17 protein-coding genes and 1 CRISPR repeat array (1 of these 18 cut by a window edge) are annotated in these 12594 nt (G+C 68.2%); of the genes, 12 read left to right on the top strand and 5 right to left on the bottom strand.

Features of this window, described 5'->3' with window-relative positions:
* Window positions 1-89: 89 nt before the first annotated feature.
* Complete coding sequence (locus LTT61_RS22225) at window positions 90-566, bottom strand: hotdog fold domain-containing protein (protein WP_233015995.1); 477 nt, start codon at window positions 564-566, stop codon at window positions 90-92.
* Window positions 567-995: 429 nt separating this feature from the next.
* Between LTT61_RS22225 and rpsJ the strand changes: the two genes are divergently transcribed.
* From rpsJ to rpsQ, 11 genes are read left to right on the top strand one after another with little or no spacing between them, the layout of a single operon-like run.
* Window positions 996-1301, top strand: coding sequence for a 30S ribosomal protein S10 (gene rpsJ, locus LTT61_RS22230; protein ID WP_003938093.1), 306 nt, complete (start codon window positions 996-998; stop codon window positions 1299-1301).
* Between the two features lie 14 nt (window positions 1302-1315).
* Window positions 1316-1981, top strand: a complete 666-nt coding sequence (gene rplC / locus LTT61_RS22235; protein ID WP_233015996.1) for a 50S ribosomal protein L3 — start codon at window positions 1316-1318, stop codon at window positions 1979-1981.
* Window positions 1978-2673, top strand: a complete 696-nt coding sequence (rplD, locus tag LTT61_RS22240) for a 50S ribosomal protein L4 (protein WP_233015997.1) — start codon at window positions 1978-1980, stop codon at window positions 2671-2673. The genes rplC and rplD overlap by 4 nt, the downstream gene beginning before the upstream one ends.
* Window positions 2670-2975 carry a 50S ribosomal protein L23 gene (gene rplW, locus LTT61_RS22245; protein WP_233015998.1) on the top strand — a complete coding sequence of 102 codons (306 nt, stop codon included), beginning with the start codon at window positions 2670-2672 and terminating at the stop codon, window positions 2973-2975. The genes rplD and rplW overlap by 4 nt, the downstream gene beginning before the upstream one ends.
* Window positions 2976-3008: 33 nt before the next feature.
* Window positions 3009-3845 carry a 50S ribosomal protein L2 gene (gene rplB, locus LTT61_RS22250; protein ID WP_233015999.1) on the top strand — a complete coding sequence of 279 codons (837 nt, stop codon included), beginning with the start codon at window positions 3009-3011 and terminating at the stop codon, window positions 3843-3845.
* Between the two features lie 14 nt (window positions 3846-3859).
* The gene (rpsS, locus tag LTT61_RS22255; RefSeq protein ID WP_067646950.1) at window positions 3860-4141 is read left to right on the top strand and encodes a 30S ribosomal protein S19; all 282 of its coding nucleotides are present in this window, start codon (window positions 3860-3862) and stop codon (window positions 4139-4141) included.
* Window positions 4138-4542: a 50S ribosomal protein L22 gene (gene rplV, locus LTT61_RS22260; RefSeq protein ID WP_233016000.1), complete on the top strand. Its 405-nt coding sequence runs from the start codon at window positions 4138-4140 to the stop codon at window positions 4540-4542. Before rpsS ends, rplV begins: the two co-directional genes overlap by 4 nt.
* A complete protein-coding gene (rpsC, locus tag LTT61_RS22265) occupies window positions 4543-5343 on the top strand; it encodes a 30S ribosomal protein S3 (protein WP_233016001.1) in 801 nt (266 codons plus the stop codon).
* Between the two features lie 3 nt (window positions 5344-5346).
* Window positions 5347-5763, top strand: coding sequence for a 50S ribosomal protein L16 (gene rplP / locus LTT61_RS22270; RefSeq protein WP_233016002.1), 417 nt, complete (start codon window positions 5347-5349; stop codon window positions 5761-5763).
* Window positions 5763-6002: a 50S ribosomal protein L29 gene (rpmC, locus tag LTT61_RS22275; protein ID WP_014349060.1), complete on the top strand. Its 240-nt coding sequence runs from the start codon at window positions 5763-5765 to the stop codon at window positions 6000-6002. The genes rplP and rpmC overlap by 1 nt, the downstream gene beginning before the upstream one ends.
* Complete coding sequence (rpsQ, locus tag LTT61_RS22280; protein WP_233016003.1) at window positions 5999-6274, top strand: 30S ribosomal protein S17; 276 nt, start codon at window positions 5999-6001, stop codon at window positions 6272-6274. Before rpmC ends, rpsQ begins: the two co-directional genes overlap by 4 nt.
* Before the next feature lie 65 nt (window positions 6275-6339).
* Here rpsQ and LTT61_RS22285 read toward each other — a convergent pair whose 3' ends face one another.
* The 4 genes from LTT61_RS22285 to LTT61_RS22300 all read right to left on the bottom strand — a co-directional run bounded on the left by LTT61_RS22285 (window position 6340) and on the right by LTT61_RS22300 (window position 9838).
* The gene (locus LTT61_RS22285; protein WP_233016004.1) at window positions 6340-8268 is read right to left on the bottom strand and encodes a hypothetical protein; all 1929 of its coding nucleotides are present in this window, start codon (window positions 8266-8268) and stop codon (window positions 6340-6342) included.
* Window positions 8269-8892: 624 nt separating this feature from the next.
* The gene (locus LTT61_RS22290) at window positions 8893-9321 is read right to left on the bottom strand and encodes a hypothetical protein (RefSeq protein WP_233016005.1); all 429 of its coding nucleotides are present in this window, start codon (window positions 9319-9321) and stop codon (window positions 8893-8895) included.
* The gene (locus LTT61_RS22295; protein ID WP_233016006.1) at window positions 9318-9518 is read right to left on the bottom strand and encodes a hypothetical protein; all 201 of its coding nucleotides are present in this window, start codon (window positions 9516-9518) and stop codon (window positions 9318-9320) included. Before LTT61_RS22295 ends, LTT61_RS22290 begins: the two co-directional genes overlap by 4 nt.
* Window positions 9515-9838 (bottom strand): hypothetical protein, encoded by a 324-nt coding sequence (locus LTT61_RS22300; RefSeq protein ID WP_233016007.1) that lies wholly within the window; start codon window positions 9836-9838, stop codon window positions 9515-9517. Before LTT61_RS22300 ends, LTT61_RS22295 begins: the two co-directional genes overlap by 4 nt.
* 229 nt (window positions 9839-10067) lie before the next feature.
* On the opposite strand from LTT61_RS22300, the gene LTT61_RS22305 reads away from it, so the two are divergent.
* The gene (locus LTT61_RS22305) at window positions 10068-11300 is read left to right on the top strand and encodes a helix-turn-helix domain-containing protein (RefSeq protein ID WP_233016008.1); all 1233 of its coding nucleotides are present in this window, start codon (window positions 10068-10070) and stop codon (window positions 11298-11300) included.
* Window positions 11301-11563: 263 nt separating this feature from the next.
* A CRISPR array of direct repeats spans window positions 11564-12594; the repeat unit is 29 nt; unit sequence GTGCTCCCCGCGCACGCGGGGATGAGCCC (it continues 524 nt past the right edge of the window).

Raw genomic sequence — 12594 nt, forward strand, 5'->3', positions numbered from 1 at the left:
CCGGCGCCCGGCGGCACGGACAATATGGGCTCGGTCATGGTGTCCGAACAGCGGCGTTCCGACCCGGGGAGCGCACCCTGCGGCGGGGCTCAGCGCGGCGTCACCCAGGTGGTGATGTCGGCGTGCACCACCTCGACCCCGTTCGCGTCGTAGATCGAGACCGGCACCACGACCTCGGCCCCCTCGGTGATCGCCGCGAAGTCAGGCATCGAGGTCAGCTCGGCGACGGCGCGCAGCCCGGTCTCCGCCTTGGCCAGGTACTCGACCGTCATCTTCTTGGGGATCCAGCGGTGCGTGGTCGGCACCGTCGCCTCGCTCAGCATCCCCATCGCCACCTCGGCGAGGTTGCAGGCCGCGATGGCGTGGAAGGTGCCGATGTGGTTCCTGATCCCGAACCACTTGGGCGAGGTCACCTCGCACACCCCCGGCTCCAGCCGCACCACCGTGGGCAGCACGGTGCCGAAGTACGGCACCCGCGCCACCATCCCCAGCGAGAACAGCGCGTGCCCGACCCGGTTGTCCGGGAGCTTCTTCCACCCGCGGTAGGTGGTGGTCAGGTTGGTCATGCGCAGTATCTTACTTGCTAGTAAGTTCTGTCGTGCCGAATGCGGATCAGGGGCGATTTGAAGTCGCTCCCGTCCCTCGTGCATACTGTTCGGGTTGCCTTGCACCGGCTCGTGCCCTCGTGGCGCCCCGGGTGAGGCGAGCAGAACCTCGTGCATCTCATCGGGAGACCGGTGTGGGTGCGTCCGGGACGTCGTTCCGAGGCCGTGATGAGTTTTCGATCCGGGGCCGAAGAATGAGCGGAATGGCGACACGCCCGACCGCGTGGACCGGAGAACCATGACAGATGAACAGCGGCGAGTGACCGGGAACGTCTCCGGTCGTGGTCTCACTCTGAGGCGTCTTTCGTGTGTTCGGGCTGTGCAAATCGAGGTGGTGCGGAAGCCCGGCTTCCGTAACCACGAAGGAAAGCGGAGAAAAGGACACTTAGCGTGGCGGGACAAAAGATCCGCATCAGGCTGAAGGCCTATGACCACGAGGCGATCGACGCGTCCGCGCGCAAGATCGTCGAGACGGTGACCCGCACCGGGGCCCGCGTGGTCGGCCCGGTGCCGTTGCCGACCGAGAAGAACGTGTACTGCGTCATTCGTTCGCCGCACAAGTACAAGGACTCGCGCGAGCACTTCGAGATGCGTACGCACAAGCGTCTGATCGACATCCTCGACCCGACGCCGAAGACGGTCGACGCGCTCATGCGCATCGATCTGCCGGCCAGCGTCGACGTCAATATCCAGTGACGGGGACCGCAGACATGACTGACAACAAGAATCGGCCTGCCGCAGGCATCCTGGGCACCAAGCTCGGCATGACGCAGGTTTTCGACGAGAAGAACCGCGTCGTCCCGGTGACCGTCGTCAAGGCAGGCCCGAACGTCGTGACCCAGATCCGCACGGTCGAGCGCGACGGCTACAGCGCCGTCCAGGTCGCCTTCGGCGCCATCGACCCGCGGAAGGTGAACAAGCCGACCTCCGGCCAGTTCGCGAAGGCGGGCGTGACCCCGCGCCGCCACGTCGCCGAGATCCGCGTCGCCGATGCCTCCACCTTCGAGGTGGGCCAGGAGATCAGCGCCGAGGCGTTCGGCGAGGGCAGCTACGTCGACGTCACCGGCACCAGCAAGGGCAAGGGCTTCGCGGGCACCATGAAGCGGCACGGCTTCAGCGGCCAGGGCGCCTCGCACGGCGCCCAGGCGGTGCACCGGCGCCCCGGCTCGATCGGTGGCTGCGCCACCCCGGGCCGCGTCTTCAAGGGCATGCGGATGTCGGGCCGGATGGGCAACGACCGCGTGACCACCCAGAACCTCTCGGTGCACAAGGTGGACGCGGAGAACGGCCTGCTGCTGATCAAGGGCGCGATCCCGGGGCGCAAGGGCAGCGTCGTGATCGTCAAGAGTGCCGTGAAGGGTGGTGCGCACGCATGAGCGTGGACACTGGAAAAGTCGACACAGCAAAGAAGTCCGTTTCCTTGACGCTGGACGTGAAGGAGCTCGGTGGCAAGACCAATGGGACCGTCGATCTCCCCGCCGAGATCTTCGACGTCCCCGCCAACATCGCGCTGATGCACCAGGTGGTGAACGCCCAGCTCGCGGCGGCCCGCCAGGGCACGCACGCCACCAAGACCCGCGGCGACGTCCGCGGCGGTGGCAAGAAGCCGTACCGGCAGAAGGGCACCGGCCGCGCCCGTCAGGGCTCGACCCGTGCGCCGCAGTTCGCCGGCGGTGGCGTCGTGCACGGCCCGCAGCCGCGCGACTACAGCCAGCGCACCCCGAAGAAGATGAAGGCCGCCGCCCTGCGCAGCGCCCTCTCCGATCGGGCGCGCAACGAGCGCATCCACGTGATCACCGAACTGGTGGCCGGGCAGGCCCCGTCCACCAAGGCCGCGAAGACCTTCCTCGCCGAGCTCTCGGAGCGGAAGAAGTTCCTGGTCGTCGTCGGTCGCGAGGACGTCGCCGCGTGGAAGAGCGTGGCGAACCTGCAGCACGTGCTGCCGATCGCGCCGGACCAGCTGAACACCTACGACGTGCTGAACAGCGACGAAGTGGTGTTCTCGGTCGAGGCACTGAACGCCTTCGTGCACGGTCCGGCCGAGTCGGCCCAGGAGGAGAGCAAGTGACCACCATCGCCGACCCCCGCGACATTTTGCTGGCGCCGGTCATCTCGGAGAAGTCCTACGGTCTGATCGAAGAGGGCACCTACACCTTCATCGTGCACCCGGACTCCAACAAGACGCAGATCAAGATCGCTGTCGAGAAGGTCTTCGGCGTCACGGTGACCAGCGTCAACACCGCCAACCGTCAGGGCAAGCGCAAGCGGACTCGCTTCGGTTACGGCAAGCGCAAGAACACCAAGCGCGCGCTCGTGACCCTCTCGGCCGACAGCAAGCCCATCGAGATCTTCGGAGGCCCGGTCGCGTAAGCGGGCGGGAATCCAGAAAGTAGAGAAGAACTCATGGCTATTCGCAAATACAAGCCGACCACCCCGGGTCGCCGCGGCTCCTCGGTCTCGGATTTCGCCGAGATCACCCGCTCGACCCCGGAGAAGTCGCTGCTGCGCCCGCTGTCCAAGAGCGGTGGCCGCAACGCGCACGGCCGGATCACCACCCGGCACCGCGGCGGCGGCCACAAGCGCGCCTACCGCGTGATCGATTTCCGTCGCCTCGACAAGGACGGCATCCCGGCCAAGGTCGCGCACATCGAGTACGACCCGAACCGGACCGCCAACATCGCCCTCCTGCACTTCCTGGACGGCGAGAAGCGCTACATCATCGCCCCCAAGGGCATCGCGCAGGGCAGCCCGATCGAGTCCGGCCCGACCGCCGACATCAAGCCGGGTAACAACCTGCCGCTGCGCAGCATCCCGACCGGTACCACGATCCACGCGGTCGAGCTCCGCCCGGGCGGCGGCGCCAAGCTGGCCCGCGCGGCCGGCATGAGCATCCAGCTGCTCGGTAAGGAAGGCGCCTACGCCGTCCTGCGTATGCCCTCCGGCGAGATTCGCCGCGTCGACGTGCGCTGCCGCGCCACCATCGGCGAGGTCGGCAACGCCGAGCAGTCGAACATCAACTGGGGCAAGGCAGGCCGCATGCGCTGGAAGGGCCGCAGGCCCACGGTGCGTGGTGTCGTCATGAACCCGGTCGACCACCCGCACGGCGGTGGTGAGGGCAAGACCTCCGGTGGCCGCCACCCGGTCTCGCCGTGGGGTCAGCCGGAAGGCCGCACCCGCAAGCCGAACCGCCCGAGCGACAAGCTCATCGTCCGCCGCCGCCGCACCGGCAAGAAGCGCTAAGGAGGAGGTAAGAAATGCCACGCAGCCTCAAAAAGGGCCCGTTCGTCGACGACCACCTCCAGAACAAGGTGGACGTGCAGAACGACAAGGGCACGAAGCAGGTCATCAAGACCTGGTCGCGTCGCTCCACCATCACCCCCGATTTCATCGGCCACACCTTCGCCGTCCACGACGGCCGCAAGCATGTGCCGGTGTTCGTGTCCGAGAACATGGTCGGGCACAAGCTGGGTGAGTTCGCGCCGACCAGGACGTTCAGGAGCCACGTCAAGGACGACCGGAAGAGCAAGCGGCGATGAGCACTGAGACGCAGACCCCGACGACCGCTCGGGCGACCGCGAAGTTCGTGCGGGTCACCCCGATGAAGGCGCGCCGCGTCGTGGACCTGGTCCGCGGCAAGCGGGTCGAGGACGCACTGGCGATCCTGAAGTTCGCGCCGCAGGCCGCGAGCGAGCCGGTGGCCAAGGTCGTGGCGAGTGCCGCGGCGAACGCCGAGAACAACCTCGGCCTCAACCCCGCGACGCTGGTCATCTCCACGGCCTACGTCGACGAGGGAGCCACGCTGAAGCGTTTCCAGCCGCGGGCCCAGGGCCGCGCGTTCCGGATCCGCAAGCGCACGAGCCACATCACCATCGAGGTCGAGAGCGTGCAGAGCCTTGCTTCCGCCCCTCGTAGCCGCCGGAAGGGAGGGGCGAAGTAAATGGGACAGAAAATCAACCCCCACGGCTTCCGTCTCGGTATCACTACCGACTGGAAGTCCCGCTGGTACGCCGACAAGCAGTACGCGGATTACGTCAAGGAAGACGTCGCGATCCGCAAGTTGCTGGCGACCGGCATGGAGCGTGCCGGCATCTCGAAGGTCGAGATCGAGCGCACCCGTGATCGCGTCCGGGTGGATATCCACACCGCGCGTCCGGGCATCGTGATCGGCCGCCGCGGCGCCGAAGCCGACCGCATCCGTGCCGCGCTGGAGAAGCTCACCAAGAAGCAGGTGCAGCTGAACATCCTCGAGGTCAAGAACCCCGAATCGGATGCCCAGCTCGTCGCCCAGGGCGTGGCCGAGCAGCTCTCCAACCGCGTGGCGTTCCGGCGCGCGATGCGCAAGGCCATCCAGTCGGCCATGCGTTCGCCGAACGTCAAGGGCATCCGCGTGCAGTGCTCGGGCCGCCTCGGTGGCGCCGAGATGTCGCGCTCGGAGTTCTACCGCGAGGGGCGGGTGCCGCTGCACACGCTGCGTGCCGACATCGATTACGGCCTCTACGAGGCCAAGACCACCTTCGGTCGCATCGGTGTGAAGGTCTGGATCTACAAGGGCGACATCGTCGGTGGCAAGCGCGAGCTGTCCGCCGCCGCTGCCGCGCCGGAGCGTCCGCGTCGTGAGCGGCCCAGCCGCCCGCGCCGGTCCGGGTCCGCCGGTACCACCGCGACCAGCACCGAGGCCGGACGTGCCGCGACCGCTACGGCGGTCGCCGACGCTCCGGCGGAAACTCAGGAGGGCTGACGCATGCTGATGCCTCGCAAGGTCAAATTCCGCAAGCAGCACCACCCGGGCCGCAGCGGAATGGCGAAGGGCGGCACCGCCGTCACCTTCGGTGACTTCGGCATCCAGGCACTCGAGCCGGCCTACGTCACCAACCGGCAGATCGAGTCGGCGCGTATCGCGATGACCCGCCACATCAAGCGTGGCGGCAAGATCTGGATCAACATCTACCCGGATCGCCCGCTCACCAAGAAGCCCGCCGAGACCCGCATGGGTTCCGGCAAGGGTTCGCCCGAGTGGTGGATCGCGAACATCAAGCCCGGCCGCGTGATGTTCGAGATGAGTTTCCCCAACGAGGAGATCGCTCGCGAGGCCCTGCGCCGCGCGATGCACAAGCTCCCCATGAAGTGCAGGATCGTGACCAGGGAGGAGCAGTTCTGATGGCTACCGGAACACCGGCCGCAGAGCTCCGCGAGCTCACCGAGGACGAGCTCGTCGCCCGCCTGCGTGAGTCGAAGGAAGAGCTGTTCAACCTGCGTTTCCAGATGGCGACGGGTCAGCTCGATAACAACCGTCGCCTGCGCGTCGTCCGTCACGAGATCGCGCGCATCTACACGGTCATGCGTGAGCGCGAGCTCGGTCTGGCCACCGGACCCGCTGGCAAGGGAGATGCGGCATGAGCGAAGAAGTGACCACCGAAGAGCGCAACTCGCGCAAGATCCGGACCGGCTACGTCGTCTCGGACAAGATGAACAAGACGATCGTCGTCGAGCTGGAAGACCGGCACCGGCACAAGCTGTACGGCAAGATCATTCGCACCACCTCCAAGGTGAAGGCGCATGACGAGACCGAGTCCGCGAACGTCGGCGACCGCGTGCAGCTGATGGAGACCCGTCCGCTGTCCGCCACCAAGCGCTGGCGTCTGGTCGAGGTGCTGGAGCGGGCCAAGTAGGTCCTGCTTTCGCACGGTCAGAGAAAGGGCCGCTTCCTCCGGGAAGCGGCCCTTTTGTTTTCGTTCTAGCTGGTCATTGCGTAGGTGCGGCTGAGTTTGTGGGCCGCCTGCATGGCCTGGTCGACGACCGAGCGGGGGAGGCCCATTTCGGCGCCGATGCTGGCGGCGCTGCGGGAGCGGTCGGCCATCTCCAGGATTTCGGCGAGCTGTTCGACGGGGACCTTCGACCAGCCGCGGGCGACGATCGTCTTCGCGGCGGCCCAGGCGCCTGCCTCGTCGGATTCCATGACGGGGTCGTGGTCGGGGAGGGCGGGTTCCGGCTCGCTCGGGGTGAGGGCGGAGGTCAGTTCCTTCAGTTCGGGCTGGGCCGGGGCTTTGGCTTCGGGTTCCGCTTCGGTGAAAGGCAGGGGTTCCTGCTGCGGCGGCTCGGGAGCGGTGACGGCGCGGAGGTGGATGCGGGGGGTCGCCGGTGGGAGCTGGTCGGGGTCGGTTTGGGCGGCGGGGGTAGCGCTCGGCCGCTCCCGGGGAGGCTCCGGCTGTTCCGCGGCGGCGGGCTCGATCTCCTCGTGAGAGGGTGGCGGTTCTGCTTCGGCAACGACCGGTGCGGGCTCGGGCGGGCGGGAGTAGGCGGGCTTCTCGTCGTGGGCTGCGGGGAGCTTGGCATCGTTGCGGGGCAGGCCGCGCTGTGCGTCGGTGGCAGCCGGGTGCGTGGGGCCGTTGTCCGGTGAGGCGGACGGCTGCGGTGGAGTGTGCTCCTTCGGCGCCGCTGGTGCGGGTTGCGGAGTCGGCTGGTCGGCCTCGGCGATGGAACTCTGCGGTTGCGCTTCTTCGGGCTCGGCAGTCTTCGAGGCCACGATCAGCGCGTCGTCGGCGTCCACCTGCGGAACGGCGGGCTGGACAACAGGGTGTGATACGACGACGGCGCCGGTTTCCGCAGTAACCGCGGTATTGTGGGCCTCGGCCCGCCCGGGGGCCGCGATCTTCTGCGCGGCCGGAGCAGCGGGGGAGCCGGCAACTGCCTCGCTCGGTGCGGCTGCGGACTGGGCAACGGCCCGATCCGGAGCCGGGGCAACGGAATCGCTCTCGGGACGAGCAGGCTCGATCCTCGCCTGCTCGAACTCGGCATGCGCCCGAGCAACCAGCTCGGCGAGATCCACCTCGCTCTGCGGAGCCGGATACCGCTCGGCGAAGGCATGGGTGCGGGCAGCGGGTGCCTCGACCATGGAATCGATGGGCAGGTCGACCGAGGCATCGTCGATGAGCTGCGCGTATCGGGCGGCGACCCAGGAGTGCAGCCAGATCACGACGCCGACCATGATCGGGGCAATTGCGAACTCCGCCGCCCGGCCGAGTTCACCGGCGGCCAGGTGCGGCCCCGCATTGAGCCCGATGGTGGTCCCGAGCAGTGCGAGTTCCACCAGAATCACCCGCCCGCGGGGCAGCTCCCGCCCCCAGCGGGCAGCGGTGGTCGCCGTGATCATGATGATGATGATCGGAATCGAGATCATCGCCTCGATGCCGTACGAAAGCCAATACAGCGGGTCGGCCATATTTCCGCTGGGTACCAAGTTGCGCTGCACGTTGACCCCGGCCCACACCATGCCGAGCACAACGACCGCGATGAGCGCCCGCGACGACCACTCCGCCCGCTGGTACAACTGCGCGATTCGCGCGTCCTGCGAAGCCACCCGCCGCCGCGCGGCCAAGGCCTTGCGATGCCAGCGCGCATCGGACTCCTCGGTCCGCCGCAACGCCGCATCCGCCCGCCGATCCCGCTTCTCGGCATCGAGCTCGTCCTGCACGGCCCGCCGCCGCTGCCCTCGCCGCTGAGCCCGAATCCACTCTGCGAGCTCTCGCTCAGCCGCGACTTCGCTGTCGGAGAGCACATCGAGCAGGGCATTGTCGTGCTGCAGAGGCAGTTTTCCCCGCGCCGTCGCCACCTGGTGGGCCAGGGCGTCGATCTCGGCACGGCCGGTCGAGCTGTCGTCGCGCATCGCGAGCCTTCCCGGGCCGGGGCCCGGGGACAGCGGCCGCCGATCCGATGGTTCGAACGTATGTGTGATCGGTGCGAGGCTAGTCTGTAGTCTGGCTTCGGTCAATGCGGAGCGCGGTGTTGTGCTTCCCGCGTGCGCGGGGATGAGCCCGTTCAGCGGAAACTGGTGCCGAGCAGGGATATGTGCTCCCCGCGCACGCGGGGATGAGCCCGCAGCGCAAGCGGATCGCAGAATTCCAATCCGGTGCTCCCCGCGCACGCGGGGATGAGCCCGGTGCGCCAGCGCGGCGACGGTGTACTGCTCCGTGCTCCCCGCGCACGCGGGGATGAGCCCGCCGGGCAGTTGGTCGCGCTCGGCGCGGGCCTGTGCTCCCCGCGCACGCGAGGATGAGCCCACGAGGTCGCCGCGCTGCGGGGCGCCGGTGACGTGCTCCCTGCGCACGCGGGGATGAGCCCGATCGGGGTCCAATAGCCGAGTGTCGGCAGTTGTGCTCCCCGCGCACGCGGGGATGAGCCAGCTGACACTTGAGCACCACGGCACAGTTGACGTGCTCCCCGCGCATACGGGGACGAGTCCCCGTCCGCTGAACCTCGTGGTCTACACCTCGCGTACTGGCGACCCCGCTCATCGCCGCGAGAGCGGGGGTTGTCCGTCGATCACCTCGGCCACCAGGTCGGACCACTGCGTCGCCAATCGGCCGACATCGAACCAGGCGGCGTGCAATGGCCCGGAACTGGCCGGCGGTTCGGCACACAACAGCCGCTCGGCGATGACGTGCGCAGCGGCCATGTCATCGATGACGAGTGCGCAAGTCGCTGCCTCCACGGCACCTACTCCGGCATGGCCGACAATCCATTCCGCGATCTGGTCCCGCAGCACGCGGCGACTGTTGTCGCGCAGCTGATAGTGGCCGGGATAGCGCGCGCGGACGCGATGCATCTCAGCAAGCGCTCGAGCGCACTTCAGCAACAGTGTGACGTCGTCGCGAACGGGAACCCGGAAGGCGGTGGTGAGCTCCCGCCAGTGCGGGAGTCCGGGGCGCGACGCGGTCATGACAGCGGCGTGGACAGGCGGGCGAGCGCGGCCGCATAAGGCAGACATCGAGCCGGATCGTGACCCGCATGCCGGGTGAGTACGCTCGAAGCGTCCCAGCGCTGCAAGTCCGGCGGCAGCTCGTCACACCGGTAGGTGCGAATCCCGTCGACCAGACCGCGGTACCGCGCCGGGGCGACATCGCTCTGCTCGCTCATGAATGCTTCCCTGCCGCGGCTGCGCGCACTCGCCGAAGACCGCGATCGGGCGTCTGCGCAGTGCCAATCGCCTCCCGGTCTGCGGGAACCATGCGCTTGGCGCGAACCAGCACGTCCTGCGCGGCCTTCTTGCGCGGGCAGTCCGCAGCGCGGCACGCTCGGTGTCGCCGCATCTCGCGATGCGCCTGTTCGACGGTGAAAGGCTGCTCTGGAACGGCGTGTAGCGCGTCCTGTCGCTCGGCCTCCACCCGGCCGATGATCTCGGCAGAGGAGGGACCGACATCCCTACGGCGCTGTGCAAACCAGTCTTCGAACCCCATTTGTGCGTCCCCCTGCGGTCGCGTCCAGATTTGGAGGCACCTACCACCGCGGTCTGCGATCAGGTCGCGTGGCTGATCGATTCGGAAGCCAACGCGGGCGGCAGGGCCGGATTCGACGCTATGACCTGCGTAACACCGCTCCTGTCCCGAAAGGGCAGGGCTCATGCCCGAGCCGTCCGGCGTACCCTCGGCGGTGCATGGGTTGCCCGAGCGCGGAGGAGACGGCCCGATGTCCGACCTGCCACCGAACGAAATCGGCCGCCGAATCCGGGAGATCCGGTTGTGGCGGGGTCTCAGCCTCGAAACCGCAGCTGGGCTGGCTGGCATCTCCTACGGTTACCTCGGCCGCGTCGAGCGCGGAGAGCAGGCCCTCTCCAAGCGCCGCACCCTCGAAGCGTTGGCGCAAGCGCTGCGGGTCGCGCCCTCCGAATTCAGCGGCCAACCGTGGGAGCACGGTGCCGGTCAGTCCGCTGACGCCTACGCGGGCCTGCTCGACATCGAAAGTGCCCTCGAGCGGTGCAAACTCGGCGATGACCCTGGCGGCTCGGTGCGGGAGTGGCCCGTCATCGACGCGGATCTTTCTGTGGCAGAACGCTTACGGGAAGACACCGACTATCCGGCGGTGTGCACACTGGCTCCGGGGCTGCTCGTCGAACTCCATGCCGCCTACGTCCGCCGCCCAGACCTACGTGCCGAAGTGCTGGCCGGCCTCATTCGCTGCTATTACATCCTCGCCGCGACCACGAAACGCTTCGGCGTGCGCGGATTGCCGATCATGATGGTGAAGGCTGCGCAGTCGTGCGCCGAAGAACTGGAGTCCCCCGCGTGGATCGGGTTCACGGTCTGGCTGCGCGGGTCGATCTCCGGGTCCATGTCGCGAAGCCGGCAATACGAACGATGTGTGGCTACAGCTGATCGGATCGCCCCACACCTCGATGACGATGAGGTGGTGCAGGCGTACGGGATGCTCAATCTCTCGGCAGCCTTGGCGGCGGCCGTCCAAGACGATCGGTCGACGGCCGAGACTCATCTCGCCGAAGCGGAAGCCGTGGCTCAGCGGATGGAACGAGACGTGGGCGGTTTCGGGCGGCTGTGGTTCGGACGCACCAACGTGCACATTTGGCGGGCCTCGATCGGGATCGAACTCGGTGACGGCGTCGCGGCGGTCGAGCGCACGGGCGGCATCCCTGTCGACTCGATCCCGTCGGCGTCGCGGCGCGCCAACTTTTACTCGGAAGCGGCACGCGTGCTGCTGGCAGAGCCGCCTTATCGTAGTCGAGGGTTGGACATGCTACTGAAGGCGGAATCTATTGCGCAGCTGCAGGTTCGTGGTGATTTTTTCGTTCGCGAAGCTGTGGCCGACCAATTGCGGACGGCTCGGCGTGATGCGGGCGGGCGGAACCTGCGTGGTCTCGCGTGGCGGTTGGGGATTGTGCCGGAACAAGGAGCACACTTCAACTGACTGCCTAGTGGCGCGGGCGGTGTCGTGCTCTTAGTGCCTGTGCCCACTGGTGCGTTTAGTCCGGCTAAGGTTCGGGCGCGCGATCTATTCTGGCGTGGACGCAGTATCGGTGGACTGGGCGTAGAGTCCACCCGCCCATGCCGGGTGTGGGTGGCGGGTAGGGGAAAGTGTCGCAGTCGGTCAGATGTCCGATTGAAAGGAGGGGCGGATCGAAAGTGAATGGGTAACTCTGTTACCCGACGTTGCGCCGCAGGTCAGGAAGTGTGCTCCCCGCGCACGCGGGGATGAGCCCTCTGCTCTACGCCGTAGAACACTTCCCCCTCTGTGCTCCCCGCGCACGCGGGGATGAGCCCCCTCCGATTGCCTCGGCCGCGGAGCCCATCTTGTGCTCCCCGCGCACGCGGGGATGAGCCCACGAGGGTGTGCACGGCCCCGCCGAGGTCGAAGTGCTCCCCGCGCACGCGGGGATGAGCCCCCATCCGGCGGCGGTGGCGTGGTCGGCGGTGGGTGCTCCCCGCGCACGCGGGGATGAGCCCCCCTTGCTGCCATCCGCGAAGATGCCCGTGCCGTGCTCCCCGCGCACGCGGGGATGAGCCCCGTTCCTTGTCGACGACGTCGAGCTCCAGGTTGTGCTCCCCGCGCACGCGGGGATGAGCCCGGTCGCACGATCGGCATCGAGGCGGCCAACGAGTGCTCCCCGCGCACGCGGGGATGAGCCCTCGGCCGGATTCGCCACCAGCCTGGACACCTAGTGCTCCCCGCGCACGCGGGGATGAGCCCGTCGAGAGCAACGGCAGCGACGGCGTGGTGATGTGCTCCCCGCGCACGCGGGGATGAGCCCCGTGTCGGCCTCCGCCAGCGCGGCACGAGCGGGTGCTCCCCGCGCACGCGGGGATGAGCCCTCGCTCTTTCCGAGCCCGACCCCAAAGAGGACGTGCTCCCCGCGCACGCGGGGATGAGCCCCGCTCGGGGTACCACCAGCGCAGAGCGTGGTGGTGCTCCCCGCGCACGCGGGGATGAGCCCCTCGGGATGCCCGAGCCGCTGGCCGCCGCTTTGTGCTCCCCGCGCACGCGGGGATGAGCCCCCCGAGAGGCCCGCCCGCCATGCCCGACCTTCGTGCTCCCCGCGCACGCGGGGATGAGCCCGCCAGCGAGCGCCGGTCGCTGGCGCACATCCGGTGCTCCCCGCGCGCGCGGGGATGAGCCCTCATCCAGGTCCACCCGGTCGTCCGGCTCGACGTGCTCCCCGCGCACGCGGGGATGAGCCCTTGTCCACCAGCCCATCGATCTCGAC

It is taken from the genome of Nocardia asteroides (genome assembly GCF_021183625.1).
GTDB lineage: Bacteria > Actinomycetota > Actinomycetes > Mycobacteriales > Mycobacteriaceae > Nocardia > Nocardia asteroides_A.